The following is a 26049-nucleotide window of genomic DNA, read 5'->3' on the forward strand; positions in this document are numbered from 1 at the left end:
AAGGGCGGGACGGCGAATCGGCAGGTCGGCAGGTCGGCAGGTCGGCGCAGATTCAGTGGCCCAGGTAGCGCGGCGCGCGCTTTTCCTTGAAGCTGAGCAGGCCTTCGGCTGCATCGGCCGTGCTCGCGGCCAGGGCTGCGGCCATGGCTTCCAGTGCGGCGGGTGCGTCTTCGCCGGCGGCGGCATTGATCAGTTGCTTGGTCAGCTGCAGTGCCACGGGCGCCTGGCCTGCCATGTCGTGGGCCAACGCAGCAGCGCGCAGGCCCAGTTCGCTGGCCGGCACCCGTTCATGCACCAGCCCGCAGGCCAGCGCCTGATCGGCGGACAGCCGCACGCCGCCCAGGGCCAGGTACTTCGCGTGGCCGGGGCCGATCAGCCGCACCAGCCGCTGCGAGCCGGACCAGCCGGGACAGGTGGCGATCGATGCCTCTGGCAGCGCGAACTGCGCCGTATCGACGGCGATGCGCACATCGCTGGTGATGGCCAGCTCCAGCCCGCCGCCGAACGCATGGCCGTTGAGCGCCGCAATCACGGGCTGGCGCAGCCGCGCCCACCGGTCGAACACCTGGTGGCCGCGGCGCACCCACTGCCGCCACATGTCCAGCGGCTGCAGCGCGGCCCAGGCATGGATGTCGGCACCCGCGCAAAAGGCCCTGTCGCCACGGCCGGTCAGCACCACGGCACGGATGGCGCCATCGGCCTCGATCTCGCGCGCCATGTGCTCCAGTGCGTCAAGCATGCAGGGGGTCAGCGCGTTCAGCCGTGCGGGCCGGTCTATCGTGACCTGGGCCACTGGGCCCTGGCGCACCAGTTGAACCAGGGTCTCAGCCACGGCGGACCTCCCGGGCCTGCAGGGCCAGGCCAAAGGGCGCATCGTGGAACAGGCACTCATCCATTCGCCGCAGGTCGGGCGCCACCTGCAGCGCCATGCCGGCCTGCTCCAGCACATCGCGCTGCAGGTCCACGCCGGGCGCGATCTCGCGCACGACCAGGCCCTGGTCTTCGAGGTCGATGACGCAGCGCTCGGTCACATAGCGCACCCGCTGCCCGCGCTGGCGCCCGACCAGGCCGCTGAAGCTGATGTGCTCGGCCGTGCCGACGAACTTGCGCGTGCCGCCCTCCTCGAGGATGTCCAGCCGCCCTTCTCCCACGCGCAGCCTGGCGCCGGCCGTGAAAAGTCCGCAGAAGACGATGCGCCGCGCATGGGCCGTGATATCCACAAAGCCGCCGCAGCCGGCCGTCAGATAGGGACTGGCCCCCAGCCGCGAGACATTGACGCTGCCATCGCCATCCACCTGCAGGAAGGACAGCAGCGTCACATCGAAGCCCCCGCCCTGGAAATAGGTGAACTGCTGGGGCGAGGCCACGATGGTATCGGCATTGGCCGCGCAGCCAAAGGCAAAGCCCAGCAGCGGCATGCCGCCGACGGCGCCCTGCTCTATGACCCAGGTCACCTCGCCATGCAGGCCCTCCTCGAGCAGGATGCGCGGCACATTGGCCGCAATGCCAAAGCCCAGGTTGGCGGCATGCCCGTGCGCCAGCTCCATGGCGGCGCGGCGCACAATCACCTTCTCGGGCCCCCAGGCCTGGGGCTCGAAGCCGGACAGCGGTTGCGCAACCTCCCCGCTGATGGCCGGGTCATACACAGTCTGCGTGGTCTGCCACTGATCGGCATCGACCACCACATGGTCCACCAGATGGCAGGGGACGCGGACATCGTGCGGCCTCAGGTGGCCGGCCCTGACGATGCGCTTGACCTGGGCGATGACGATGCCACCGTTGTTGCGTGCGGCCATCGCCTGCTCCAGCGCACCCAGCAGCGCGCCTTCGTGCTCATAGCCCAGGTTGCCGCGCTCATCGGCCGTGGTGGCGCGCAGGACGGTCACGTCGGGCGCCACAGCGGGAAAGAACAGCCAGTCGCGCCCGTCGAAATGCTGCAGGCGCACTACCGGATGGCGGCTGGCCGGCTCGTTCATCGCGCAGCCCTGCTGTGCGGGATCGACAAAGGTGCCCATGCCCGCCTGGGTCAGCACGCCCGGGCGCCGCGCAGCGGCCTCGCGGTGCATGTCGAACAGGATGCCGCTGGGGATGTTGTAGGCCTGGATCTGGTTGTCCACCACCATGCGCCAGATCGCAGGCATGGGCAGCGTGGACGGGCCGCTGGGATACGAGCCGGCCAGGACACGCGACAGCAGCCCGGGCCGGGCCAGATGGTCCATTCCCTTGATGCCGTACATATCGCCGGCCGCAATCGGGTGCAGCGTGGTCAGGTTGCGCGGAGCACCCTCGCGTTCGAAGCGCTCGCCAATGGCGGCCAGCACCTTGTCGGGGCAGCCCAGCCCGCTGGACGAGCTCACGCTGACGATGTCGCCGTCGCGCAGCAAGGCTGCAGCCTGTGCGGCGGTGATGTGCTTGCTCATGCGGCTGCCCCCCGTTCCCGTGCAAGGGGATTGGTTATGGGCACGGCCCGGCCCGTGCTGCAGGCCTGGGCCATGGCCACCGCCGCCGCCAGCGAGCGCACGCCGTCCTCGCCGGTGGCGGCAGGCAGGCCTTCGCCGCGCAGGGCGGCGCAGAACGCGGCCACCCCATGCGCGTAGAGACCGTGGTGCTCCACGGCAATGGCCTGCTCGCCGGCCCCATTGCGCAGCAGCACCTCGCCGCCCGGCCGCTGCGTCATCACATCGCGCCCGATGAGCGAGCCCGAGGTGCCATGGATTTCGATGCCGGTTCCCGCATGCGCCACGGTGAATGCCGCATGCAGTTGCGCCAGCACGCCGTTGTCCAACCGCAGCACGGCCATCACGCCGTCCGCCACGCCGTTGCGGGACAGCGGTCCTTGCTGCTCCAGCGCCACCGCCTCCACCGGCTCAGCCCCCAGGATGAAGCGCAGCGCATCCACGTCATGCACGCCGATGTCGAGGATCACGCCACCGGCCTCGGGCCGCTCCAGCCGCCAGCCCTGCACAGAGGGCGGCAGTTCGATGGCGTGGAAGACGCGCGCAAACAGCGGCTGGCCCACGGCGCCATCGCGCACCAGCTCGCGCATCCTGCGGTGCGTTGCCGCGTTGCGCAGGTGGTGGTTGGTGCCCAGCACCACGCCTGCGGCCCGGCATGCCCTCACCATGTCCAGCGCCTGTTGCACGGTCAGCGCCAATGGCTTCTCGCACAGGACATGCTTGCCGGCCGCTGCCGCAGCAAGGACCTGGGCGTGGCGCAATTCGTTGTCGGAGCTGACGTAGACCACCTGGACTGACGGGTCGGCCAGCATGGCGGGCACCGAGTCGTAGGCGCGGGCAATGCCCTGCTCGGCAGCAAACTGCGCCGCGCGCTTTGCACTGCGGCTGGCGACCGCCGCCACCGTGTGCCCGCGCTGCGCGCGGATGGCACCGATCATGTGATCGGCAGCAATGGTGCTGGCCCCTATCAATCCCCAACCGACCTCGCTCATGATCTCCCTTCCTATATTGATAATTTCTATTGGAACGTTCTAATTGATTATTGGAACGTTCCAAAAGAAGATCAAGCACAATCGCGCCGACCCAGGGAAAACACCGAACCATGATGAACAAGCCCCCTTCCGTGCGCGCCGTGACCATCCTTGACGTGGCGGCTGCGGCCCAGGTCTCCAAATCAACGGTGTCGCTGGTGCTCAAGGGCAGCCCCCTGATTCCGGCCGAGACATCGGAGCGCGTGCGTGCAGCGGCAGCGCAGCTCGGCTACGTCTACAACCGCCGCGCCGGAGAGCTGCGGCGCCAGTCGTCCAACATGGTCGGAGTCGTGATCAACGACCTGATGAACCCCTTCTTTGCCGAGGTGCTGGCGGGGCTGGAGCGCAGGCTGGCCGATGCCGGCTTCATCACGCTCATGGCCCACACCAGCGAAAGCCTGGAGCGCCAGCAAAAAGTGCTGACCACCATGCGCGAGCACAACGCGGCCGGCATTGCGCTGTGCCCGGCGCTGGACACGCCGGCCTCGCTGGCGCAGGACCTGCAGTCATGGGGCATTCCCCTGGTGGTCATGATCCGCACGCTGGGCGAGGGAAGCTACGACTTCGCAGGCGCCGACAACGCCCACGGCGTGATGGCGGCCACACGCCACCTGCTGGCGGCCGGGCATCGCCGCATCGGTTTTCTGGGAGGGATGGACGGCCTGATGCTGGAGCAGCGCCTGAGCGGCTGCAGGGCCGCCTTTGCCGATGCGGGTCTGGCTTTCGATGAAGACCTGGTTTTCTACGCCAGCCCCACGCGCACGGGAGGGCATGACGCCATGCGCAGCCTGCTGGCCGCGCAGCCAGCCATCAAGGCGGCCATCTGCTACAACGATCTGGTGGCCTTTGGCGCACTGTCTGCCCTGGACGAAAACGGACTGCGCGCAGGCAAAGACTTCGCGCTCATGGGCTTCGACAACGTGTTCGATGCCGCGCATTCCCATCCCCCCCTGAGCACGGTGGACGTGCGCCCCGCCGAGCTTGGCGAACAGGCTGCCACCTTGCTGCTGGCACGCATGGCCCATCCGGGCCAGCCCCGCCAGCAGTTGTTGGCCAGGCCCAAGCTGGTGCTGCGCCAGTCAGCCTGAAGACCGCGGCGCGGTCGGAACTGGCCCGGATACCGACTGGCTCCACCGCGCTGAGCGGGATGCGCTCTGGCCTGCCGGCTTTTGATGAACCAGGCTCATGGTTTCATGAAATAAGACCACTTTACTTCATCGATTGCCGTCCATAACATCCGCACCTATTGCTTGCCCGCAGTTTTCGGCAAGGGCATGAATCAGGTCGCAGATCACAATGAACCAAGAACTCAGCTTCCATCTCAAGCGCATTCGTTTCGATGAAGACTATCAACCATCGGACAGCACGCGAATTACCACCAACTTTGCCAATCTGGCCCGTGGCGATTGCCGGCAGCAGAACCTGCGCAACACGCTGAGGATGATTGACAACCGCTTCAACGACCTGGCCCACTGGGACAATCCCACGGGAGATCGCTACTCGGTGGAGCTCGAGATCATCTCGGTCGAAATGGGAATTGGCGCCAGAAACGGCCTTGGTGCGTTTCCGTTGATCGAGATATTGAAGACCAGCATCCTCGACAAGAAGAACCACAAGCGCATAGACGGCATCGCAGGGAACAATTTCTCCTCCTACGTGCGCGACTACGATTTCAGCGTTGTGCTTGCTGAGTACAACGCCAACCGCTCCGAATTCGGCACCCCCGATGATTTTGGCGACTTGCATGGAAAGCTGTTCAGGCAATTTTCCAGTTCAGGCACCTACAGGCAGCACTTCGACAAGCCGCCCGTCATCTGTATCAGCGTGTCCACCAGCAAGACCTACCAGCGCACCGGAAACCGGCACCCCATACTGGGCATCGAGTATCGGCAGAGCGAGTTCTCCTCGACCGACCGGTATTTCGAGAAGATGGGAATGCAGGTTCGCTTCTTCATGCCTCCAAATGGCGTTGCGCCACTGGCCTTCTACTTTCACGGCGACCTGCTGAACGACTATACGAATATCGAGCTGATCGGCACGATCAGCACCATGGAGACCTTCCAGAAGATTTATCGCCCCGAAATCTACAACGCGAATTCTGCAGCCGGGATGCTCTATCAACCCAGCCTGAAGAATCACGATTACTCGTCGACGCAGATTGTCTATGACCGGGAAGAGCGCAGCCAGTTGGCTGTCAAGCAGGGCAAGTTTGCAGAGCAGCACTTCATCAAGCCGTACAAGAATGTGCTTGAGCAATGGGCTGCCGATTTCGCCCTGTAGCCACCCGCCGCCATGCCTGCCATGGCACCCAATCCGTGGCGGGCCGGGGAAAACCGTCCCGGAGCACGCCCGCCATACTCCTGTTTGATTTGAAGGAATTCCCAGATGTTCGAAACCTCGATCGCCGGCAGCCTGCCCAAGCCCGCCTGGCTGGCTGAAACCAACAAGCTCTGGCCCCAGTGGAAGGCCGAAGGCGATGCGCTTCGCCAGGCCAAGGCCGATGCAACCCTGCTGTGGATCAAGGCCCAGGAAGACGCAGGCCTGGACATCGTGTGCGACGGCGAGCAGTCGCGCCAGCACTTCGTGCACGGCTTCCTGGAACAGGTCGAGGGCATCGACTTCGAAAACAAGGTGAAGATGGGCATCCGCGACAACCGCTACGACGCGATGGTGCCGCAGGTGGTGTCGGCCCTGCGCCTGAAGGGCCGCGTGCATGCCTTCGAGGCCCAACTGGCACGCGCGCACACCAGGAAGAAGCTGAAGTTCACGCTGCCCGGCCCCATGACCATCGTCGACACCGTGGCGGACCGCTTCTATGGCGACAGGGTGAAGATGGCCTTCGCCTTCGCCGAGCTGCTCAACCAGGAGGCCCTGGCGCTGCAGGCCGACGGCGTGGACATCATCCAGTTCGACGAGCCCGCCTTCAACGTCTACATGAAGGACGCCGCCGACTGGGGCGTGCAGGCGCTGGAACGTGCGGCGCAGGGCCTGACCTGCACGACGGCCGTGCATATCTGCTACGGCTACGGGATCAAGGCCAATACGGACTGGAAAAGCACCCTGGGCGATGAATGGCGCCAGTACGAGACGGTGTTCCCCGCGCTGGCCAGGAGCCGCATCGACCAGGTGAGCCTGGAGTGCATCCACTCCCACGTGCCGCCCGACCTGATGAGGCTGCTGGCCGGCAAGGACGTGATGGTCGGCGTGATCGACGTGGCCAGCGACGTGGTCGAGACCCCCGAAGAGGTGGCCGACACCATCGGCCGGGCGCTGGAGTTCGTGCCGAAGGAGCGGCTGTTCCCCTGCACGAACTGCGGCCTCGCACCCATGGGCCGCGACGTGGCGTGGCGCAAGCTGCAAGCGCTGGCAGCAGGCACGCGGCTGGCAAAGGAGCGGTTGGCGGCGGCCCCACATCAGGCACTGCGAGACACGGCCTGAGTGCCCCACAGCTTGAAATGGCCCGGCTCTGCAGGCTCAGCGCGGTAGCCCGTCAATCGTCTGGATCAGCAGTTGCGCCAATCGGTCGCTGGCCGCCTGCGTGCGGTGCACGCCATCCGGGTTCAGGTCTTCGTCACCCCGAAAGTCCGCATCCCAGCCGGCGTGCGGTATGCCCTGTTGCGTGGCGACGTCGTGCATCACCGCGTTCAGGGCGTCCAGGTTGTCCGTCCATTCCACGGGAAAGCGCCCCAGCGGCATGCCGGGCAGGCCCGTGAACACGGGAGTGGAGCCACATTCCCGGCTGATGCGCACGGCCTCCAGCAGGTCGGCCCGGTACTCGTCTGGCGGAACCAGGCCGAAGCCGTCATTGGCGCCCAGGGCGATGACCGTGACGCGGCTGCTATGCGGCACGTCGGCAAACGTCAGCATGAGTTTTTGCAACCGCAGGCCGTTGATGCACCTGTCATCCAGCGTCCACCAGGGGCGTGCCGCCTGGATGCGCTGCACCGGCGTGATGTCCACGCCGTAGCCGTTGAGAATGCTGTCGCCGTTGAGCTCGATGCTCAACGGGCAACGATAGCCAAACAGCCGGCACAGCAGCTTTTGCAACCAATCCATATCGAACCTCCTGGGGAATGCGGGCATGGACGACACGGCATGTGTCGTTCACCCGATGATCCGCGAGGCTCCCGCGCCCGCAGGCACTCCGGGCGCCACGGCCTGGCGTGCAGTGCCCGGGCACATCATCTGAAGGGCGCCTGGGCCGCTATCCCACCATCTCCCGCACCCAGCCCGGCAGCTCGACGGCCTTCTGCCTGGGAAAGTCCACCCAGATGACGGTGCCGCCACCGGCCGCGCAGATCACGCCGGGTTCGGAGACGCGTTCCATGGTTCCCCAGGTCTCGAAGGTGGTGCGGCCGGGGTCGCTGACGTACATCTTGAGTAGTACTTCGTCGGGATAGGCCAGCTGCTGGTGGAAGTTGCAAAAAGCATTGACGATGACCGGCCCCTGCCCGCCCGGCGTAGGCGCCATGCCCGCTTCAACCATCCAGTCGATGCGTGCAGTCTCCAGATAGCGGAAGTACATGGCGTTGTTGACATGGCCCATGGCGTCCATGTCGCCCCAGCGCACTTTGAATCGCATCTCGTGAACCCATTTTTTATATTCTGGAATCTCTATGCGCATGCCTGCAGTCTCCTTGTTGTAGCGCCACCGCAAGGCACCATGCCCCGCAGCCCCCGGTCACTGTGCAGCAGGGCGGATTCCCGCGCTGTCACCTATCAGCAACGGCAGGGTCCAAGCACGTCATAGAATCCACCGCATTGCGGCTTTTGCGCTGCAACCGAACAAACGTTCGGTCTGCCGACCATCCTGTTTTTCAATATCCAAGCGAGACACCCCGATGACGAACGAAGAAATCCTGGCCCAGTACGGGCCGCGCGAAGCCATGGAATACGACGTGGTGGTGGTCGGCGGCGGCCCCGGCGGGCTGGCCACGGCCATCCGCCTCAAGCAGCTGGCGGCCGAAAAAGGCCAGGATGTCTCCGTCGTCGTGCTGGAAAAGGGGTCGGAACCCGGTGCCCACATCCTGTCGGGCGCCATCATGGACCCGCGTGCGCTGACCGAGCTGATCCCTGACTGGAAGGAAAAGGGCGCGCCCCTGACCCAGCCCGTCACCGATGACGCCATGGTCTTCCTGGGCGAGAAATCCGCCCTGCGCACGCCCAACTTCCTGCTGCCGGCCTGTTTCCAGAACCATGGCAACTACATCGTTCGCCTGGGCTACGTGGTCAAGTGGCTGGGCGAGCAGGCCGAGGCACTGGGCGTTGAAATCTTCCCGGGCTTTGCTGCCGCCGAGGTGCTCTACAACGAGGACGGTTCGGTCAAGGGCGTGGCCACCGGCAACATGGGCATCGGCAAGGACGGCGAGCCCACGGGCGAGTTCCAGCTGGGCATGGAGCTGCACGCCAAGTACACGATCTTTGCCGAAGGCTCACGCGGCCATCTGGGCAAGCAGATCATCGCCAAGTACCAGCTGGACGCCGGCAAGGACCCGCAAAGCTACGGCCTGGGCATCAAGGAGCTGTGGGAAATCGACCCGGCACGCCACAAGCCCGGCTTCGTGATGCACACGGCCGGCTGGCCCATGGACAGCAAGACCTACGGCGGCGCCTTCCTCTACCACCTGGACGACAACAAGGTCACGCTGGGCTTCATCACGGGCCTGGACTATGCCAACCCCTACCTGAGCCCCTTCGAGGAATTCCAGCGCTGGAAGACCCATCCCAACATCCGCTACTACCTGGAAGGCGACGAGTCCAAGGGCATCAAGCCGGCCAAGCGCCTGGGCTACGGCGCGCGCGCCATCACGGCCGGCGGCCTGCTGTCCCTGCCCAAGTTCGTGTTCCCGGGCGGCGCGCTCGTGGGCTGCGACGCAGGTTTCCTGAACGTCAGCCGCATCAAGGGCAGCCATGCCGCCATCAAGACCGGCATGCTGGCCGCCGAAGCCGCCTATGACGCCATCGTCGCGGGCCGCCAGGGCGACGAGCTGGGCGCCTATGTCCAGGCCTTCGAGAACAGCTGGCTGTACGAAGAGCTGAACAAGTCGCGCAACTTCAAGGCCTGGTTCAAGAAGGGCCTGACCACGGCCACGCTGATGAACGGCATCGAGCAGTTCGTGCTCAAGGGCAACATCCCCTGGACGCTGCACCGCGACAAGCCCGACCACGCCTACCTGAAGCCGGCGGCCGAGTGCAAGCCCATCGACTACCCCAAGCCCGATGGCAAGCTGACCTTCGACCGCCTGTCCAGCGTCTTCATCAGCAACACCAACCACGCCGAAGACCAGCCCGCCCACCTGACGCTCAAGGACGCCTCGGTGCCCGTGGCCATCAACCTGGCCAAGTACGCAGGCCCCGAGCAGCGCTACTGCCCAGCCGGCGTCTACGAGTTCGTGGACGACACGGCCCAGGGCGGCAAGCGCCTGCAGATCAACGCCCAGAACTGCGTGCACTGCAAGACCTGCGACATCAAGGACCCCACGCAGAACATCGTCTGGGTCACGCCCGAAGGCGGCGGAGGGCCGAACTACGCGGGCATGTGATCCGCGCGCCACACCGGCCCTTCTCTGAAGCCTGCCCAAGCCTGCTTGTGCAGGCTTTTTCTTTGAGCCTCGTCAAAGCAACATCGGTGCAGAAAGCATAGAAGGCCATCCGAAATGCCATCGCACGCAATAAAAATGCACGGCAAAGCCAAAAACAGGCCCTTGAAGACGCAAACCTGCATCGCCAAACCTGTCCAAGACGCATGAAAAAGTTGCACCTAGGGCATTCCCCGCAGATTTCATGCCAATTTTTAGATACAAACCTATAGGTGAAAACCGGGTCGTCCAAACGCCAAGGCGTACAGGGCGGCTGCAGTAGACTTTGCCGCGAAGCGCCGCGACCGTCCTGTGCGGCCTTCTGCTGAGCAAACAGGAACAACCACAAGCACGTTGGAGATACACGTATGAAGCACTTGTCTTGGGCGCCCCTGGGCGCGCTGGCCCTGGCAATTTCCGCCATTGCGGGCGGCGCCCACGCCGCTGACGAGAAGTCGGTCGCAGTGACCGCCATCGTCGAGCATCCTGCACTCGACGCCGTGCGCGACGGCGTGCAGGCCGCGCTCAAGGAAGCAGGCTACGAAGCCGGCAAGAACCTCAAGTGGCAGTACCAGAGTGCCCAGGGCAACACCGGCACGGCCGCGCAGATCGCTCGCAAGTTCGTGGGCGACAAGCCTGATGCCATCGTCGCCATCGCCACGCCCTCGGCCCAGGCCGTGGTCGCCGCCACCAAGACCGTGCCCGTGGTGTTCTCCGCCGTGACCGACCCCGTGGCCGCCAAGCTGGTGCTCAGCTGGGAGCCTTCCAAGAACAACGTGACCGGCGTGTCCGACCTGCTGGCCCTGGACAAGCAGATGGAGCTGGTCAAGCAGGTCGTGCCCAACGCCAAGCGCGTGGGCATGGTCTACAACCCCGGCGAGGCCAACTCCGCCGTGGTCGTCAAGGAACTCAAGACCCTGCTGCCCAAGCTGGGCATGACCCTGGTGGAAGCCGCCGCTCCCCGCTCCGTGGACGTCAGCAGCGCTGCGCGCAGCCTGGTCGGCAAGGTCGATGTGATCTATACCAACACCGACAACAACGTGGTCTCGGCCTACGAGTCGCTGGTCAAGGTCGGCCAGGACGCCAAGATCCCGCTGGTGGCCTCGGACACCGACTCCGTCAAGCGCGGCGCCGTGGCGGCCCTGGGCATCAACTACCGCGATCTGGGCGAGCAGACCGGCCGCATGGTGGTGCGCATCCTCAAGGGCGAGAAGCCCGGCGACCTCAAGACCGAAGTCAGCACCAAGATGGAGCTGTTCGTGAATCCGGGCGCCGCCGAGAAGCAGGGCGTCAAGCTGTCCGACGCGCTGGTCAAGTCGGCCGCCCAGGTGATCAAGTAATACCCGGGGTTTGCCTGCCCGGGACCAACCCGGGCAGTGCGCCCACGGTGGCAGGCGCCATGGCAACATGGCCCTGCCCTTTTTTTAAGTCGTTTTCCGTTCCCACGCGCCTGTCGCTCTTCCTATGTCCCTCTTTTCATTGCTCGGTGCCGTCGAGATCGGCCTGATCTTCAGCCTGGTGGCGCTGGGCGTCTTCATCTCGTTCAGACTGCTGCGCTTTCCCGACCTCACGGTGGACGGCAGCTTTCCGCTGGGCGGCGCCGTCTGCGCCATCCTGATTTCCACGGGCACCAATCCCTGGCTGGCCACGCTGGCCGGCACGGCCGCTGGCGCCGTCGCGGGCCTGATCACGGGCTGGCTCAATGTGCGCCTGAAGATCATGGACCTGCTGGCCTCCATCCTGATGATGATCGGCCTGTATTCGGTCAACCTGCGCATCATGGGCGGCCCCAACGTGCCGCTGATCAACGAGACCACGCTGTTCACCCTGCTGCAGCCCGACAGCGTGGCCGACTATGTGATGCGCCCGGTGATCCTGTTCGTCATCGTCGTGCTGGCCAAGCTGGGCCTGGACTGGTTCTTCGCCACCGAACGGGGCCTGGCCATCCGCGCCACGGGCTCCAACGCCCGCATGGCACGCTCGCAGGGCGTGAACACCGGCGCCATGATCCTGCTGGGCATGGCGATCTCCAACGGCCTGGTCGGCCTGGCCGGCGCGCTGTTCGTGCAGACCCAGGGCGGCTCGGACATTTCCATGGGCATCGGCACCATCGTCATCGGCCTGGCTGCCGTGATCGTGGGCGAGTCCATCCTGCCTTCGCGCCGCATCGTCTGGGCCACGCTGGCCGTGGTGGTGGGCGCCATCGTGTACCGCTTCTTCATCGCAGCGGCCCTCAACAGCGATTTCATCGGCCTCAAGGCCCAGGATCTGAACCTTGTCACCGCGCTGCTGGTGACCGTCGCCCTGGTGATCCCCCAACTGAAGCGCAAATTTGCGCAAAGGAAATGACACCCCCTGAGCGGCTATGCCGCTTCCCCCTCTCTACTCGCTGCGCGAGGGAGGGGAACGACGCCATCGCTGCGGGGCGGCCCTTGCTCGGCGTCCCTGAGTTTGGACCGCGTCAGTTCAAGCACCACGCCTTGAGCGACTGAACGAAGAAATACCGGAGATTGCACTCATGCTGAGCGCACAACAACTCGAAATCACCTTCAACCCCGGCACGCCCATCGAAACGCGGGCGCTGCGCGGCATGTCGCTGGACATTCCCGACGGCCAGTTCGTCACCGTCATCGGCTCCAACGGCGCCGGCAAGTCCACCTTCCTGAACGCCGTCTCGGGCGACCTGTCCGTGGACAAGGGCCGCATCGAGATCGCCGGCCAGGACATGACGCGCCTGCCCGTGTGGGCACGTTCCGAGCGCGTGGCCCGCGTCTTCCAGGACCCCATGGCGGGCACCTGCGAGGACCTGACCATCGAGGAAAACATGGCCCTGGCCCAGCGCCGCGGCACCTTCCGCCGCCTGAGCCGCGCCGTCAAGGCCGAGATGCGCGACAACTTCCGCGAACGCCTGTCCATCCTGGGCCTGGGCCTGGAAAACCGCCTGACCGACCGCATCGGCCTGCTGTCGGGCGGCCAGCGCCAGGCCGTGAGCCTGCTGATGGCGGCGCTGCAGCCTTCGCGCATCCTGCTGCTGGACGAGCACACCGCCGCGCTCGACCCGCGCACGGCCGACTTCGTGCTGCAGCTGACGGCGCGCATCGTCTCCGAGGCCAAGCTCACCACCATGATGGTCACCCACAGCATGCGCCAGGCGCTGGACGTGGGCGAGCGCACGGTGATGCTGCACCAGGGCCAGGTGGTGCTCGACGTCAGCGGCGAGGAACGCGCCCGCATGGACGTGCCCGACCTGCTGCAAATGTTCGAGAAAGTGCGCGGCGAAAAGCTGGCAGACGACGCGCTGCTGCTGGGCTGAGCGCTCCGCACTTCCGGGAACAAGGGGCGCTGCGGCGCCCTTTGTTCATGGGATGGCTACGGGCTGGCTAAACCCACACGTCGTTCAACGCCGTCCTCTCGCCGCCTTCCTCCCCGGTGTTCAGCACGCCGCGCGGCTCGATCAGCATGAGGCGGGCTTCCCGCTCGGCGCTGGGCTTGTGCTCCGTGCCTTTGGGGACCACGTAGAGCTCGCCCTGGCGCAGCAGCACATGGCCATCACGGAAGTCGATGCGCAGCTCGCCGTCCAGCACCAGGAAGGCTTCATCCGTTTCGGCATGCGAGTGCCAGATGAACTCGCCCTGCACGCGCACGATCTTGAACTGGTAGTCGTTCATTTCGGCAACGACGCGGGGGCTCCACTGGCCGGTGAAGCGGCTGAATTTGTCGGGGAAGTTGATGGCCTCGCAGGGGCGGTTTTCAACGGGGAACGTCATGGGCAGACCTTATGAAAGCGTGTGAAGCCTCCATGCTAGGAAGCGCCTTCCCTGCGGTCTTGCACGATCGTGCAGCTCAGGCCGCGCCCAGGCGCCTGAGCCAGCGTGCGGGCGGCACGCCATAGGCCATGGCGAACTGGCGCGCCATGTGGCTCTGGTCGAAGAAGCCGGCCTGCAGTGCAGCATCGGCCACGCCCTGCCCCGCCAGCAGCAGGCGCCGCACGGTGTCCAGCCGGCGCATGCTCAGGTAGCGGTAGGGGCTGGTGCCGTAGAGCGCGCGGAAATCCCGGCACAGCCGCCAGCGGTCCAGGCCGCTGGCCTGGGACAGCGCCTCCAGGGTTACGCCCTGCTCCAGCGAATCATGGATGCAGGCGCGGGCACGCTCCACGGCCACCAGGTCCGGCAGACGCCTGAGCTTGCGCCGACCGGCCACGGCCTCCAGGGCCAGCGCCAGGTCGTAGAGGGCATCGTCGCGTGCCAGCGGCTCAAGGTCCTCGTCCAGGCACTGCAGCAAGGGCAGCAGCGCAGCCTTGAGCCGGGGATCAGCCGAAAGTCCTCCCTCGACGAAAGGCAAGGGCCTGCCGCCCAGCACCTGCTGGATCAGGGCCGGCTCCACATAGACCATGCGGTAGCGAAAGCCTGCCTCGGTGCCCGCGTGGCCGTCATGCAATTCGTCAGGGTGCAGCACCATGGCACCGCCCGGCAGGCTGTGCCGCTGGCTGCGGCGGTAGGCAAAGCTTTGCACGCCGGACAGCGTCAGGCCCAGCGCGTAGGTGTCGTGCCTGTGGGGCGCGTAGCCGTGCCCGCCGAAATAGGCCTCGATGCGCTCCAGGCCTGCGCCCAGCTGCGAATGTCGGACCCAGTCGCTGGAGATGCTCGTTTCTGCCATGTGGGTTGGTGGTGAGGGGTGTGCAAAGCAGCCGCAGATGGTAACTGCGGGCCAGTGACCTCAAGGCGAGCAGGCAGGCTGCTCCGCGCCCGGCACGGACTGGATTGCCGGTGCGCGGCGCATGGCCGCCGACACCACCCACCCCAGCAGCGCGATCAGCGCGGCACCCCATTCGGCCTGCTGCAGCCCCCGGGCGGTGGCCTCGCGCAGCGCATCGGGCGCCGTGATTCCGGCCAGCGGCGCGGTGGCCACCATGACCAGCAGGGCCAGCCCCAGCGCCGCGCCCACTTGCTGGGCCGTGGCCGCAATGCCCGAGGCCACGCCCTGCTGCGCAGCCGCCACGCCCTGGCCGGCCACCACCCACATGGCGGTCCAGCACGCGCCCTGGCCCAGGCTGAGCACCACGAAGCCCGGCACAAGCCAGACATAGCTGCCGCCCAGCGGCAGCGCCCAGGCCATGTAGGCCAGGCCGAGGGTACCTGCGGCCCAGCCGCCCATGAGCACGGTGCGCGGTGTGGAGCGGTGCAGCCAGTGTTCGGCCCAGCGGATGCCCAGCGTGCAGACCGCCGTGGGCAGCAGGAAGGCCAGGCCGGCCTGCAGCGGGCTCCAGCCGTAGATCTGCTGGAAGTACAGCGCCAGAAAGTAGTACTGCACGCCAAAGCTGCTCATGAAGATCATGGTCAGCAGCATGGCCGAGCGCAGGCTGGGCACGCGCAGCAGGGACAGCGGCATCAGCGGCGAGGCGATGCGGGCCTCGATGCGCCAGAACAGGACCAGCGCCACCATGGCCACGGCCAGCGTCCCCAGCGTGGCGGCGCTGGCAAAGCCCCATTCAGGGCCTTGCACCAGGGCCGTCACCAGCAGGCTGCTGCCCACGGTCACGCTCAGGCAACCGGCCAGATCGAAGCCCTGGCCCGGTGCGGCACGCCCGGTACGGGCCGAGGACGGCAGAAAGCGCAGCGCCGCCAGGGCACACGGCCAGGCCACGGGCACCAGCACCCACAGCACCCAGTTCCAGCCCAGCGTCTGCGTGAGCACGCCGCCCAGCAGCGCGCCGGCCGCCAGCCCGCCGGCCGACGCCATGCTCCACACGGCCAGGGCGCGGTTGCGCTCGGGCCCGGCCGCATACAAGGTATTGATCAGCGACAGCGTGGCCGGAAACAGCAACGCCCCTGCCACGCCCTGCCCTGCGCGGCCCAGCACCAGTTGCCAGGGCTGGGAGGCGAAGCCGCCGACCAGCGAGGCCAGGCCGAACAGCGCCATCCCCGCCACATACATGCGCCGCTTGCCCAGCAGGTCCGCGCAGCGCCCGCCCAGCAGCAGGCAGCCGCCAAAGGCCACGCTGTAGGCACTGACCACCCATTGCAGGTGGTGCGCATCCATCTGCAGCTGCTGGCCCATGGCGTCGAGCGCGACGAAGACGATGGTGGCATCCAGCGCAATCAGCAACTGGGACAGGGACAGCAGCGCCAGCGCTGCGCGCGGGTGGCGCAGGGCGCCAGCGGGGGAGTCGTTCACAAGCATGGGAGCGATCCTAATTAATGCATTTCTGAAGATAAACATCAGATATTCATTTTTCTTATGCAAAATCGAATCAATCAAACATGCCATCGCCATGGACCTCAACGCCGTTCAATTGCTCATCAAGGTGGCCGAAAGCCGCAGCTTCACCCAGGCGGCAAGCCTGCTGGGCACCAGCCAGTCCCGCATATCGCGCGCCGTGGCGCAGCTGGAGAAAGACCTGGGCACGCGGCTGCTGCACCGCAATACGCGCAGCGTGTCGCTCACGCCAGACGGCTGCGCGCTGGTGGACCGCTGCGCCCCGCTGATCGCCGGGCTGGAGGAGGCGCGCCAGCTGGTCAGCGACCGGCGCTGCGCGCCCAGCGGCGTGCTGCGCATGACGGCGCCGTCCATGCTGGGCCGCATCGTGCTGGTGCCGCTGCTGGGGCAGTTGCTGCGCGAGCATCCGCAATTGCAGATCGACACCAGCTTCACCGACCGCATGGTGGACATGGTGGAAGAAGGCTTTGACGCGGCCGTGCGCATCGGCCCGCTGGCAGACAGCCGCATGATCGCCCGCGCCCTGCCGCCGCTGCGCTGGGTGACCGTGGCCTCGCCCGCCTACCTGGCGGCGCGCGGCACGCCGCAGACGCTGCAGGAGCTGGCGCAGCACAGCTGCATGGCCGTCTACAACCACTACCTGGGCCGGCGCGTGCCCTGGCAGTTCCTGGCGGGCAATGGCGAGATGCTGGACTGGCCTGCGCCGCAGACCGTGACCTTCGACAGCGGCGATCCGCTGGTGGAAGGCTCGCTGGGCGGCCTGGGCGTGGCCCAGGTCATGGAGTTCGCGGTGCGCGAGCACCTGCAGGCGGGCAGGCTGGTGCGGCTGCTGCCCCAGCACGAAGGCCGCGCCCGCGAGCTGTCCCTGGTCTACCCGCGCACGCGCCAGGCTTCGCCGCGCATCAAGGCACTGGCACAACTGCTGCTGGCGCAGACACAGTGGTGAGGCGGCAGCGGCCAGCCGAGCTGGCGTGGCGCCGCACACACAGTGGGTGCTGATTCAGATCGGCTTATGCGGGTGAAGGGAGATTAAACTGCTGCCTTTCCACGATGGCTGCGTTCTCGGACAATCACGCCTTTTCGTGGTGCATGCACCTTGATGGGGCCGCGACAGCGCGGCTCTTTTGTTTTCACCTGTTTTGCATTCCTGCCCCCGCGCCGGCCAGCGGCCACGCGGGATCTGATCCACCCATCGACACATCCATGGCAGCAGACAACTCCAAGAACGCCGCTCCCACCGCACTCAGGCGCGAACTCAAGGCGCGGCATCTGTCCATGATCGCCATCGGCGGCTCCATCGGCACCGGCCTCTTCGTTGCCTCGGGCGCCACCATCTCGCAGGCCGGCCCCGGCGGCGCCCTGCTGGCCTACATGATCGTGGGCCTGATGGTCTACTTCCTCATGACCAGCCTCGGCGAAATGGCCGCGAACCTGCCCGTCTCGGGCTCGTTCGCCACCTACGGCGCGCGCTACGTGGACGAAGGCTTCGGCTTCGCGCTGGGCTGGAACTACTGGTACAACTGGGCCGTCACCATTGCCGTGGACCTGGTGGCCGCCCAGCTGGTCATGGCCTACTGGTTCCCCGACGGCAACGGCATGCTGTGGAGCGCCCTGTTCCTGGCCATCATGTTCGGCCTCAACGCCATCTCGGTCAAAGGCTTCGGCGAGGCCGAGTACTGGTTCGCCGCCATCAAGGTGACCACCGTCATCCTCTTCATCGGCGTGGGCGTGCTCATGATCCTGGGCATCGTGCGGGGCGGCGCGCCTGAAGGCATCTGGGGCAACTTTGCCCTGTGGAGCCAGGGCGATGCGCCCTTTGCAGGCGGTTTCTCGGCGCTGATCGGCGTGGCCATGATCGTGGGCTTTTCCTTCCAGGGCACGGAGCTGATCGGCATTGCCGCTGGCGAATCCGAGAACCCCGCCAAGAACGTGCCCCGCGCCGTGCGCCAGGTGTTCTGGCGCATTTTGCTGTTCTACGTCCTGGCCATCCTGGTCATCAGCCTGCTGATCCCCTACACCGATCCGCAACTGCTCAAGAACGACCTGGGCGACATCAGCGTCAGCCCCTTCACCCTGGTCTTCGAGCGCGCGGGCCTGCTGTCGGCCGCCGCCGTGATGAACGCCGTGGTGCTGACCTCGGTGCTGTCGGCCGGCAACTCGGGCATGTACGCCTCCACGCGCATGCTCTACACGCTGGCCTGCCAGCGCATGGCGCCGCGCATGTTCTCGTACGTCAACAAGCGCGGCGTGCCCACGATGGCCCTGCTGGCCACCACGGTCGTGGCTGCGCTGTGCTTTCTGACCAACATCTTCAGCCCCCAGCTGGTCTACATCTGGCTGCTGAATCTGTCGGGCATGACGGGCTTCATCGCCTGGCTGGGCATCGCCATCAGCCACTACCGCTTCCGCAAGGGCTACGAGGCCCAGGGCCTGGACCTGAACCGGCTGCCCTACCGTGCATCGTGGTTCCCGTTCGGCCCCATCTTCGCCTTCGTGCTGTGCATGGTGATCACGCTGGGCCAGAACTACGAGGCCTTCATGGCAGACCGCATCGACTGGACCGGCGTGGTCGCCACCTATATCGGCCTGCCGTTGTTCCTGCTGATCTGGGGCGGCTACCGCCTGGTCAAGGGCACGCGCATCGTGCAGTACAAGGACATGCAGCTGGGCTCCAACGTCGACTGACGCCCTCCCAGTCCCCATGAAAACAGCCCGCAGATGCGGGCTGTCGTCTTTCAGGCATCGGCCGACCACACGGCCAGCTCGTAGCCATCCGGATCGGTGAAGTGGAACCTGCGCCCCCCCGGGAACGCGAACACCGCGCGGCTGATCACGGCACCGGCCGCCTCCACGCGGCGCTGCGCCTCGGCCAGATCGTCGGCGTAGAGGATGACCAGCGGGCCGCCGGGCCGCACCTCCTCGCCGGTGGTGAAGCCGCCCGTCAGCCGGCCATCGCTGAACTCGGTGTAGCTCGGCCCGTAGTCTGTGAAGGTCCAGCCGAAGGCCTCGCCGTAGAACGCCTTGCTGCGTGCGATGTCGGCCACGTTGAATTCGATGTTGTCGATCTGGTGGTTGTTGCCCCTGATGCCCATGTGATGCTCCATTGAATGTCGGTAGGCCGCCATCATCGGCCACGCAGGGGCATGGCATCTTGAACAAAACGGCCAGCCGGGCCGCTCAATCCAGCAGTTGCTGCAGGGCAGCGCGGGGCGTGATGCCGCACAGCGCCCTCACCTCGCGCGACAGATGCGCCTGGTCCGCATAGCCGGCCTCCGCCGCCAGGGCCGCAAGACCTGCCTGCCGGTCAGACCGTGCCAGGGCCAGCAGGCGCTGAAAGCGCAGCACGCGCTCCAGCGTCTTGGGGCCGTAGCCAAACTGCGCGTGGCACAGGCGGCGCAGGCTGCGCTCGGACATGTCCAGCTGCGCGCGCATGGCGGCCAGCACACCGGATTCGTCCCGCCCGGCTGCAGCCGCCACACCGAACAGCTGCATGGCCTGCCGGTCGGGCTCCGGGGCGTCGCGGCCCATTTGCACCAGTCCATGGATGAACACGGCCTGCCCTGCGCCCGGCTGCGCATCGTTGATGCGATGCACCCACTCGCGCGCGCGCGGCCCCAGCAGATCGCCCAGTTCCACCGCCTGCCCCACGATCTCGTCCATGGGCAGGCCCAGCCAGGCGCTGGCCGCACCGGGGCCGAAGCGCGCCCCCCATACCTCGGACCCCGGCACGAGCGCGGGCCGCGCAGCCACCCTGTCAGGCCCCACGGCCAGCAGCCGCCCGCCTTTGCAGACGATGTCCACGCAGCCATCGGGCACCACGAGAAAGCCGCCGGCATAGTCCGGGGCCACGGTGCTGCTCCACAGGCACTGGAAGTGCGGCTGCAAGGCGGGCGGCGGGGAGTGTTCGCGGTAGGGAGCGGGCGGCGGCGCCTGGCCAGAGGGCATGGACTTCAGACCCCCAGCGGCAGGTCGGCCTTCTTCAACGTGCGCAGCACAAAGCTGGACTGGCTGTGGCGTATGCCCTTGATCTTGTAGAGCTTCTCGCGCAGGAGGCGCTCGTAGTCGCGCGTGTCCTTGACGACGACGCGCAGCAGGTAGTCGTACTCGCCCGAGACCAGGTGCGCCTCCACCACCTCGGGAATGGTCGCCAGCATCTCGCCGAATTTCTCCAGCGTGTTGTCCGAATGGCTGTCCAGCGTGACCTGCACCAGCACCGTATCGCCCAGGCCCAGCGCCAGCGGGTTCAGGCGCACGGTATAGCCCTCGATCACCCCCGCCTCTTCCAGCTTCTTGATGCGTGCCCAGCAGGGCGAGGCGCTCAGGCCCACGGCCGCGCCGATTTCCTGCAGGCTGGCGCGCGCGTTGGCCTGCAGGGCGGAAAGAATCTTTCTGTCGAGGATGTCCATGGCCGGCAATCTACTGCAAAACAGGCAGGTGCAGAATAATTTTCTGTAGCAACGCCTGTTTTGAAGAAATAAAGCAGCATTTTCTGAGGCCAAACGCGCACACTTGTCTGCATGGGAGCACGCTTACCGGCGCAGCAAAACCATTCACCCAGCCCCGCCGACTACCGCCAGCGCCCGGATGCGTGATCCCCTCAGGAACCCGTTACAGGCCGCCCCGCTTATCCGCAGTGGGGCGGCCTGTTGCATTGGGGCACCCGGCAGGCATCCGCAGACACCCGGCAGCGCTTTCCCGCAACGGCGGCCGGTGCACAATGCCTCCCGCAAACGTGCACGCCCATGCACTGACCCTGACGTCGGGCATGCATGGGCGCTCGCCACATCAACCAATCGGCCCCTTGATCCACACCCAAGACAATCCCACCGAAGGCCGCCGGAGGCACTGGCCAACGGATTCTGCAATGCGATGGCTGGCGCAAGCCCTGGCAGCCGCAGCGCTTCTGGCACTGCTCACCCGCTTGCTGCCCAACCCCCAGGCAGCCCAGGGCATTGCGGTCTTTCCCGGCAGAAGCATGGCGCCGGCCGCCATGCTGCTTTACGCGTACATGGGCTCGGCCCTGGCCATCACGCTGATGAGCCTGATCCTGTGGTGCTGGCTCAGGGAAAGGCTCTACATTCTTTGCGCCGCGCTCCTGGCAGCCGGTTTTGCCTACGCTGCTTTCCGTTACCGGCCCGAAGGCCTGTGGCTGCCCGGCGCCGACCAGCCCCAGCATGCGCTGTCCATCGCCTACTGCAGCTTCTGTGTGGTGGCGACGGTGTTTTTCAGCCAATTGTTCGAGTTCCGTCGCCATTGGATCTGGGCTGCGCACCTCTTCAGCGTGGTGGCCTGGCTGAATGCCATCGCACTGGGCCTGGCACTGTTGGGTGGCTATGCGCAGATCTCGCGTGCCGTGGTGTTCACGGCCCTGGTGTCCACATCGTTCGGCGCCGTCTTCGTGCTGTACCTGCTGGTGGTCCGAAGGCAGTGGCAATACCTGCCGGGCGCGCTGGCGTTTGCCGTGCCATCCGCCCTGGGCATCCTGAACCTGCTGAGAACCCAGGGCCTGCTGCCCGATGTCGCGCTGCCATCGGCCCAGATGCTGTGGTTTGCCGGGCGTGTTTCCGAGGCCATCCTGCTGGGAATGGCGGTGACCAACCGCACGCGGGTGGCGGAGCGCGCCCTGCGCAGTGAGCGGATGCAGGCCCTGTCACGCGCCCAGGCGGCCGAGCGCGAGCTGGAGTCCAAGGTGCTGCAGCGCACCGCACAGCTGCAAACGGCCCAGCAGGCCCTGCAGACGGCCTTGCACAGCGAGCGGGAGATGCGGCTGGAACAGCGCCAGTTCTTCAACATGATCAACCACGAGTTCCGCACCCCGCTCACCATCGTGGACAGCGCCGCGACCGAACTGCAGACGTTCCCGACGACGGACGCGGACTCCCTCATCGAGCAGGCGTCCCAGATACGCAGGGCCTCGCGCCGGCTGATGACCCTGGTGGACACCTGCCTGATCAGCGACCGGCTGGACGCGGGCGCGTTCCGGCTGCAACTGGAGCAGACGCCATTGGATGAACTCCTGGAGGAGTCTGCAGAGCTCGTCGGCTGGTCCCGGCGGCATCGCCTGAAACTGGATCTGGAACAAGGCCCGCAGCAATGGCAATGCGACCCTGTCCTGGTGCGCATCGCCATATCCAACCTTGTCGGCAACGCCATCAAATATGCCAAGGCGGGCGACATCACCCTGGCCGCCCGCTGCGATGCGTCCGGTGACCTGCTGATTTCCGTCAGCGACCAGGGACCGGGCCTTGCGCCCGAAGCGGCAAGACAGGTTTTCGAGCCCTATGAACGCGCAAGCGCCACCCGGCACGTCAACGGGCATGGCCTGGGCCTGTCCGTGGTCAGGCGCATCGCCAGGCTGCACGCAGGCGACGCATTCTTCCAGCCGGCTGCGGGAGGCGGGGCCTGCTTTGTCATCCGGCTGGGCCGGCTCCCGCCCGGCACGGCAGATGCCTGCCAGGAATGTCCGCCAGCGGCAAGGCCGGCCGCCGTGCCGCCGGGCATGCCCGCCTGACGCGGGCAAGGCCGGGGCCTTTGCCCCTGAAGCAGTGCGTGCTCGCGGCGCTCATGGGGCCGCCGCTGCACGGGCCGTCCCGCCCTGCACCACCAGCAGCACTCCACCCAGGATCAAGGCCACGCCGGCCAGGCGCGTCGCATTGACCGGCCGCGCGCCCAGGCCCATCAGGCCGAAGTGGTCCACCAGCACCGAGACCACGATCTGCCCCGCCACCACGCAAACCAGGAAGCCGCCTGCGCCCAGCCTGGGTGTCACGGCGGCCGCGCTGGCCACATAGATGGCCCCCAGCACACCGCCTATCCATAGCCACCATGGCCCCGCTGCCGCCTGGGCCATGGCCGGAGCGGGCGCGCGCAGCACCCACAGTGCAGGCACCACGACCATGACGCTCACGGCCAGCGAGACCAGCGCGCCCCACAGCGGGTGGCCCAGCAGGCGGCCCACCAGGGCATTGCTGGCAGCCTGGAATGGCAGGATGGCCCCCGCCAGCAGCGCCAGGGCCACGGGAGCAAGGGCGGTGAATGTGCTTTTACCTGTCATGCGGCAAGACCTTTCTTCTTCTGTCAATCGATGCCTGCATGCTCTCGCATCCAGCACGTTGATGAAAATCATTTTTGTGCACGGTCTATATTCATGGCATGGATGAACTGCGCCGGATCGACCTCAACCTGCTGCTGGCCCTGCATGCCCTGCTGGCTGAAAAACATGTGACGCGCGCGGCCCTGCGGCTGCACAAGAGCCAGCCGGCCATGAGCCATTCGCTGGCGCAGTTGCGCGAGCATCTGGGCGACCCGTTGCTGGTGCGGCGCGGCGGCCGCATGGCGCTGACGGCACGCGCACAAGGCCTGGTGCAACCGCTGGCGGATGCGCTGGGCAGCCTCAACGGCTTGCTGGCACAGGCGGAGTTCGACCCGGCCCACGCACGCGGACGGCTGCGGCTGGCGCTGTCGGACTACGCATCGCGCATCGTGCTGCCGCCGCTGATGCGGCATCTGCGCCAGCACGCACCCGGGCTGGACCTGGCCATCAGCCAGTCCACGCGCGAGGTGATGCTGGCCCAGCTGGCCGATGGCGAACTGGACCTGGCCCTGGGCCCCTTCCCCGACGCACCCGACCTGCCCGAGGGCATCGAGGTGCAGGATCTGTTCCAGGAACAGTTCGTGAGCGTGGCCGACCAGGCCGTGCTGCCGGCACGCGGCGGGCTGTCACTGCAGGACTGGCTGCAGCGCCCGCACGTCATGCTGGCCATGCGGCCCGACGCCAGCGAGGAGATCGAACGGGCGCTGGCCGCCCAAGGCCTGAGCCGCCGCGTGGTGCTGGCCCTGCCCCACTGGAGCGCGGCGCTGGAGGTGCTGGCAGGCACCGACCTCGTGCTGACCGTGGGCAGCCGCGCCATTGGCGACCTGCGCCGCCACAAAACGCTGCGCCGCTTCACTCCTCCGCTGGAGCTGCCCGAGTTCGCCTACCAGCAGGCCTGGCATGTGCGCAAGCAGGGGGATGCCATGCATCGGTGGCTGCGCAACTCGATGGCGCAGTGCTGTACTGCGCAGAAGTAAACGCAGGCCGCAGCCTCAGGCTGCCACCACCACCCTCAGCAACTGCTTCTGTATCTTCCCGCTGGCCGTCTTGGGCAGGGCTTCGCGGAAGTGGTAGCGGCGCGGGCGCTTGTAGGCAGCCAGGCGGTCGCCGTGGACCAGGAAGGCGTCCAGCGCCTCGGCCGTGGGCGTGGCGCCCGGCTTGGCGACCACGTGGGCGGCGACGATCTGGCCCCAGCGCTCGTCGGCCTCGCCGATGACGGCGACCTCGAGCACGTCGGCGTGTTCGACCAGCGCGTCTTCCACCTCACGCGGATAGACGTTCTCGGCACCCGAATTGATCATGTAGTCGATGCGGTCGCGGATCCAGAGATAGCCGTCGTCGTCGATGTGGCCCAGGTCGCCCGTGTGGTACCAGCCGTGCGCCAGGGCTCGGGTGTTGGCGTCGGGGCGGTTGAGGTAGCCGGCCATCATGCAGGGGCCGCGCACGAGGATTTCGCCCACCTCGCCGGGCAGGCAGGCCTCGGCCGGGTCGGTGGGGGCGTTGTCTTCGCGCAAGCGGGCCACGATGAGGTCATGGCCCATGGAGGGCAGCCCGGCCGAGCCCGCGTGCGAGAGTTGCTCGCGCGGCAGGAGGATGGACATGCAGGGCCCCATCTCGGTGGTGCCGTAGACCTGGACCAGGTCGCTGCCGACCTTGCGTGTCCATTCGCGGATCAGGTGCGGCGCCATGGAGGCGCCGCCGTACTCCACCAGCCGCAGCGCGGGCGCCTGCTCAGGCGAGGCAATGGGGTCGGCCAGCAGCATGGTGACCATGGTGGGCGCCGCGAAGAAGAAGCTCACGCGCTCTTCGCGGATCAGGCGCCAGGCCTCGGTCACGTCGAAGCGGCGCAGCAGCACCTGGGTGGCACCGGCCTGCAGGCGCGGCAAAAAGCTGGTGTGCAGCTCGGCCGTGTGGTTGAGCGGCGCCATGGCCAGGCCCACGTCGTCGCGCGTGAACTGCATGGTCTGGTGCATGAGGGCGTTGTGCGCCAGCTTGCTGCGGTGCGTATGCAGCACGCCCTTGGGCCGGCCCGTGGTGCCGCTGGTGTACATGAGGATGCAGGGGTCGCTCTCGCGCACATGGGCCTGGGGCGGCGCGCTGCTGCGGCCACTGGCCAGGGCGGACAGGCGCTGCGTGGCCCAGGCCGGCAGCGGGTCGGCCGGGGCATCGTCGGCAAAGATCCAGTGCTCGATGCCCGTGCCAGTGCCGCCACCTTCGGCCTTGAGCAGGGCCTGGGCGCGTGCGGCCACCTCGCCGCCCTCGTGCTCGAACACAAGGGCGCGCGCTGCGCCGTCCTTGAGGATGAAGGCCAGCTCCTGCGCCGCCAGCCGGTAGTTGATGGGATTGAAGATGGCGCCCAGGCGCGCGGCCGCCAGCATGGTGAAGACAAAGGCCGGCGTGTTGTAGAGAAAGGCCGCGACCACGTCGCCATGGCCTATGCCCAGCTCGGCCAGGCCGTGGGCGTGGCGGTTGACTTCGGCATCGAGCTGGGCGTAGGTCCAGGCGCGGCGCTCGCCGCCCTCCCACGCGACCAGGGCTTCCTTGTTCGGCAGGTAACGTGCCGGCCAGGCCAATGTGTCTCCCAGCGTCTGCTGCATGTGCGCTTCTTCCTTCTCGCTCACGAGATTCATATATCGATGCATCTCAATGTAGGAGATTTTTTAGACAGTTATGCA

Annotated in this window: 24 protein-coding genes; 11 read left to right on the forward strand and 13 right to left on the reverse strand. The window is 66.7% G+C overall.

Going from position 1 to position 26049, the window contains the following annotated elements; all coding sequences use genetic code 11:
- Positions 1–52: 52 nt before the first annotated feature.
- From ACF8LI_RS10985 to ACF8LI_RS10995, 3 genes are read right to left on the reverse strand one after another with little or no spacing between them, the layout of a single operon-like run.
- Positions 53–832, reverse strand: a complete 780-nt coding sequence (locus ACF8LI_RS10985) for an enoyl-CoA hydratase/isomerase family protein (protein ID WP_392412662.1) — start codon at positions 830–832, stop codon at positions 53–55.
- Positions 825–2420, reverse strand: a complete 1596-nt coding sequence (locus ACF8LI_RS10990; protein WP_392412664.1) for an acyl CoA:acetate/3-ketoacid CoA transferase — start codon at positions 2418–2420, stop codon at positions 825–827. The genes ACF8LI_RS10985 and ACF8LI_RS10990 overlap by 8 nt, the downstream gene beginning before the upstream one ends.
- Complete coding sequence (locus ACF8LI_RS10995; RefSeq protein ID WP_392412666.1) at positions 2417–3448, reverse strand: Gfo/Idh/MocA family protein; 1032 nt, start codon at positions 3446–3448, stop codon at positions 2417–2419. Before ACF8LI_RS10995 ends, ACF8LI_RS10990 begins: the two co-directional genes overlap by 4 nt.
- A 110-nt stretch (positions 3449–3558) precedes the next feature.
- Between ACF8LI_RS10995 and ACF8LI_RS11000 the strand changes: the two genes are divergently transcribed.
- From ACF8LI_RS11000 to ACF8LI_RS11010, 3 genes are all read left to right on the forward strand, one after another.
- Positions 3559–4575 carry a LacI family DNA-binding transcriptional regulator gene (locus tag ACF8LI_RS11000; RefSeq protein ID WP_392412668.1) on the forward strand — a complete coding sequence of 339 codons (1017 nt, stop codon included), beginning with the start codon at positions 3559–3561 and terminating at the stop codon, positions 4573–4575.
- Between the two features lie 208 nt (positions 4576–4783).
- Complete coding sequence (locus tag ACF8LI_RS11005) at positions 4784–5767, forward strand: DUF1852 domain-containing protein (protein ID WP_016451520.1); 984 nt, start codon at positions 4784–4786, stop codon at positions 5765–5767.
- A 105-nt stretch (positions 5768–5872) separates the two neighbouring features.
- Positions 5873–6925, forward strand: a complete 1053-nt coding sequence (locus ACF8LI_RS11010) for a methionine synthase (protein ID WP_343740126.1) — start codon at positions 5873–5875, stop codon at positions 6923–6925.
- 36 nt (positions 6926–6961) lie between these two features.
- Here ACF8LI_RS11010 and ACF8LI_RS11015 read toward each other — a convergent pair whose 3' ends face one another.
- Both ACF8LI_RS11015 and ACF8LI_RS11020 read right to left on the reverse strand, forming a co-directional pair.
- Positions 6962–7543 (reverse strand): GDSL-type esterase/lipase family protein, encoded by a 582-nt coding sequence (locus tag ACF8LI_RS11015; protein WP_312841470.1) that lies wholly within the window; start codon positions 7541–7543, stop codon positions 6962–6964.
- 148 nt (positions 7544–7691) lie between these two features.
- Positions 7692–8111 (reverse strand): thioesterase family protein, encoded by a 420-nt coding sequence (locus ACF8LI_RS11020; protein WP_312841471.1) that lies wholly within the window; start codon positions 8109–8111, stop codon positions 7692–7694.
- A gap of 217 nt (positions 8112–8328) precedes the next feature.
- Between ACF8LI_RS11020 and ACF8LI_RS11025 the strand changes: the two genes are divergently transcribed.
- The 4 genes from ACF8LI_RS11025 to ACF8LI_RS11040 all read left to right on the forward strand — a co-directional run bounded on the left by ACF8LI_RS11025 (position 8329) and on the right by ACF8LI_RS11040 (position 13378).
- On the forward strand, positions 8329–10029 hold the full coding sequence (locus ACF8LI_RS11025; RefSeq protein ID WP_016446313.1) for an electron transfer flavoprotein-ubiquinone oxidoreductase: 1701 nt from the start codon (positions 8329–8331) through the stop codon (positions 10027–10029).
- Between the two features lie 404 nt (positions 10030–10433).
- Positions 10434–11405: an ABC transporter substrate-binding protein gene (locus ACF8LI_RS11030; protein WP_392412672.1), complete on the forward strand. Its 972-nt coding sequence runs from the start codon at positions 10434–10436 to the stop codon at positions 11403–11405.
- Positions 11406–11529: 124 nt separating this feature from the next.
- Entirely contained in the window at positions 11530–12414 is an 885-nt protein-coding gene (locus ACF8LI_RS11035; protein WP_034366175.1) for an ABC transporter permease, read from the forward strand.
- Positions 12415–12583: 169 nt separating this feature from the next.
- Positions 12584–13378 carry an ABC transporter ATP-binding protein gene (locus ACF8LI_RS11040; RefSeq protein WP_016446316.1) on the forward strand — a complete coding sequence of 265 codons (795 nt, stop codon included), beginning with the start codon at positions 12584–12586 and terminating at the stop codon, positions 13376–13378.
- Positions 13379–13445: 67 nt separating this feature from the next.
- On the opposite strand, the gene ACF8LI_RS11045 is transcribed toward ACF8LI_RS11040, so the two are convergent.
- The 3 genes from ACF8LI_RS11045 to ACF8LI_RS11055 form a co-directional block, all read right to left on the reverse strand.
- A complete protein-coding gene (locus tag ACF8LI_RS11045) occupies positions 13446–13832 on the reverse strand; it encodes a cupin domain-containing protein (protein ID WP_046240279.1) in 387 nt (128 codons plus the stop codon).
- Between the two features lie 76 nt (positions 13833–13908).
- The gene (locus tag ACF8LI_RS11050; RefSeq protein ID WP_392412675.1) at positions 13909–14721 is read right to left on the reverse strand and encodes an AraC family transcriptional regulator; all 813 of its coding nucleotides are present in this window, start codon (positions 14719–14721) and stop codon (positions 13909–13911) included.
- A 60-nt stretch (positions 14722–14781) separates the two neighbouring features.
- The gene (locus ACF8LI_RS11055; protein WP_392412677.1) at positions 14782–16245 is read right to left on the reverse strand and encodes an MFS transporter; all 1464 of its coding nucleotides are present in this window, start codon (positions 16243–16245) and stop codon (positions 14782–14784) included.
- A 91-nt stretch (positions 16246–16336) separates the two neighbouring features.
- Between ACF8LI_RS11055 and ACF8LI_RS11060 the strand changes: the two genes are divergently transcribed.
- On the forward strand, positions 16337–17227 hold the full coding sequence (locus tag ACF8LI_RS11060; RefSeq protein ID WP_016446320.1) for a LysR family transcriptional regulator: 891 nt from the start codon (positions 16337–16339) through the stop codon (positions 17225–17227).
- Between the two features lie 257 nt (positions 17228–17484).
- On the forward strand, positions 17485–18966 hold the full coding sequence (locus tag ACF8LI_RS11065; protein WP_392412679.1) for an amino acid permease: 1482 nt from the start codon (positions 17485–17487) through the stop codon (positions 18964–18966).
- A 50-nt stretch (positions 18967–19016) separates the two neighbouring features.
- Here ACF8LI_RS11065 and ACF8LI_RS11070 read toward each other — a convergent pair whose 3' ends face one another.
- The 3 genes from ACF8LI_RS11070 to ACF8LI_RS11080 all read right to left on the reverse strand — a co-directional run bounded on the left by ACF8LI_RS11070 (position 19017) and on the right by ACF8LI_RS11080 (position 20687).
- Positions 19017–19373, reverse strand: a complete 357-nt coding sequence (locus ACF8LI_RS11070) for a VOC family protein (RefSeq protein WP_016446322.1) — start codon at positions 19371–19373, stop codon at positions 19017–19019.
- Positions 19374–19458: 85 nt separating this feature from the next.
- Positions 19459–20226: a helix-turn-helix domain-containing protein gene (locus ACF8LI_RS11075; protein ID WP_374007783.1), complete on the reverse strand. Its 768-nt coding sequence runs from the start codon at positions 20224–20226 to the stop codon at positions 19459–19461.
- 5 nt (positions 20227–20231) lie between these two features.
- A complete protein-coding gene (locus ACF8LI_RS11080) occupies positions 20232–20687 on the reverse strand; it encodes an Lrp/AsnC family transcriptional regulator (protein WP_012206124.1) in 456 nt (151 codons plus the stop codon).
- A 458-nt stretch (positions 20688–21145) separates the two neighbouring features.
- Here ACF8LI_RS11080 and ACF8LI_RS11085 point away from each other — a divergent pair, with 458 nt between their 5' ends.
- Positions 21146–22792: an ATP-binding protein gene (locus ACF8LI_RS11085; protein WP_392412681.1), complete on the forward strand. Its 1647-nt coding sequence runs from the start codon at positions 21146–21148 to the stop codon at positions 22790–22792.
- 51 nt (positions 22793–22843) lie between these two features.
- On the opposite strand, the gene ACF8LI_RS11090 is transcribed toward ACF8LI_RS11085, so the two are convergent.
- A complete protein-coding gene (locus ACF8LI_RS11090; RefSeq protein ID WP_046985421.1) occupies positions 22844–23335 on the reverse strand; it encodes a DMT family transporter in 492 nt (163 codons plus the stop codon).
- A gap of 98 nt (positions 23336–23433) precedes the next feature.
- Between ACF8LI_RS11090 and ACF8LI_RS11095 the strand changes: the two genes are divergently transcribed.
- Positions 23434–24351 (forward strand): LysR family transcriptional regulator, encoded by a 918-nt coding sequence (locus ACF8LI_RS11095; protein ID WP_126312578.1) that lies wholly within the window; start codon positions 23434–23436, stop codon positions 24349–24351.
- A 15-nt stretch (positions 24352–24366) separates the two neighbouring features.
- Here the strand turns inward: ACF8LI_RS11095 and ACF8LI_RS11100 are convergent, their stop codons facing one another.
- Positions 24367–25971, reverse strand: coding sequence for a fatty acid--CoA ligase (locus tag ACF8LI_RS11100; protein ID WP_047217052.1), 1605 nt, complete (start codon positions 25969–25971; stop codon positions 24367–24369).
- Positions 25972–26049 lie beyond the last annotated feature (78 nt).

This window comes from Delftia sp. WSY_12 (assembly GCF_043104645.1).
Classification (GTDB): domain Bacteria; phylum Pseudomonadota; class Gammaproteobacteria; order Burkholderiales; family Burkholderiaceae_C; genus Comamonas; species Comamonas tsuruhatensis.

Coding starts and splice junctions, on each gene's coding strand:
- ACF8LI_RS11055 (WP_392412677.1), bottom strand. CDS start 16,245: ATGCTTGTGAACGACTCCCCCGCTGGCGCCCTGCGCCACCCGCGCGCA.
- ACF8LI_RS11030 (WP_392412672.1), top strand. CDS start 10,434: ATGAAGCACTTGTCTTGGGCGCCCCTGGGCGCGCTGGCCCTGGCAATT.
- ACF8LI_RS10995 (WP_392412666.1), bottom strand. CDS start 3,448: ATGAGCGAGGTCGGTTGGGGATTGATAGGGGCCAGCACCATTGCTGCC.
- ACF8LI_RS11060 (WP_016446320.1), top strand. CDS start 16,337: ATGGACCTCAACGCCGTTCAATTGCTCATCAAGGTGGCCGAAAGCCGC.
- ACF8LI_RS11100 (WP_047217052.1), bottom strand. CDS start 25,971: ATGCAGCAGACGCTGGGAGACACATTGGCCTGGCCGGCACGTTACCTG.
- ACF8LI_RS11080 (WP_012206124.1), bottom strand. CDS start 20,687: ATGGACATCCTCGACAGAAAGATTCTTTCCGCCCTGCAGGCCAACGCG.
- ACF8LI_RS11090 (WP_046985421.1), bottom strand. CDS start 23,335: ATGACAGGTAAAAGCACATTCACCGCCCTTGCTCCCGTGGCCCTGGCG.
- ACF8LI_RS11000 (WP_392412668.1), top strand. CDS start 3,559: ATGATGAACAAGCCCCCTTCCGTGCGCGCCGTGACCATCCTTGACGTG.
- ACF8LI_RS11070 (WP_016446322.1), bottom strand. CDS start 19,373: ATGGGCATCAGGGGCAACAACCACCAGATCGACAACATCGAATTCAAC.
- ACF8LI_RS11050 (WP_392412675.1), bottom strand. CDS start 14,721: ATGGCAGAAACGAGCATCTCCAGCGACTGGGTCCGACATTCGCAGCTG.
- ACF8LI_RS11010 (WP_343740126.1), top strand. CDS start 5,873: ATGTTCGAAACCTCGATCGCCGGCAGCCTGCCCAAGCCCGCCTGGCTG.
- ACF8LI_RS11045 (WP_046240279.1), bottom strand. CDS start 13,832: ATGACGTTCCCCGTTGAAAACCGCCCCTGCGAGGCCATCAACTTCCCC.
- ACF8LI_RS11005 (WP_016451520.1), top strand. CDS start 4,784: ATGAACCAAGAACTCAGCTTCCATCTCAAGCGCATTCGTTTCGATGAA.
- ACF8LI_RS11035 (WP_034366175.1), top strand. CDS start 11,530: ATGTCCCTCTTTTCATTGCTCGGTGCCGTCGAGATCGGCCTGATCTTC.
- ACF8LI_RS11075 (WP_374007783.1), bottom strand. CDS start 20,226: ATGCCCTCTGGCCAGGCGCCGCCGCCCGCTCCCTACCGCGAACACTCC.
- ACF8LI_RS10990 (WP_392412664.1), bottom strand. CDS start 2,420: ATGAGCAAGCACATCACCGCCGCACAGGCTGCAGCCTTGCTGCGCGAC.
- ACF8LI_RS11040 (WP_016446316.1), top strand. CDS start 12,584: ATGCTGAGCGCACAACAACTCGAAATCACCTTCAACCCCGGCACGCCC.
- ACF8LI_RS11020 (WP_312841471.1), bottom strand. CDS start 8,111: ATGCGCATAGAGATTCCAGAATATAAAAAATGGGTTCACGAGATGCGA.
- ACF8LI_RS11085 (WP_392412681.1), top strand. CDS start 21,146: ATGCGATGGCTGGCGCAAGCCCTGGCAGCCGCAGCGCTTCTGGCACTG.
- ACF8LI_RS11095 (WP_126312578.1), top strand. CDS start 23,434: ATGGATGAACTGCGCCGGATCGACCTCAACCTGCTGCTGGCCCTGCAT.
- ACF8LI_RS11025 (WP_016446313.1), top strand. CDS start 8,329: ATGACGAACGAAGAAATCCTGGCCCAGTACGGGCCGCGCGAAGCCATG.
- ACF8LI_RS11065 (WP_392412679.1), top strand. CDS start 17,485: ATGGCAGCAGACAACTCCAAGAACGCCGCTCCCACCGCACTCAGGCGC.
- ACF8LI_RS11015 (WP_312841470.1), bottom strand. CDS start 7,543: ATGGATTGGTTGCAAAAGCTGCTGTGCCGGCTGTTTGGCTATCGTTGC.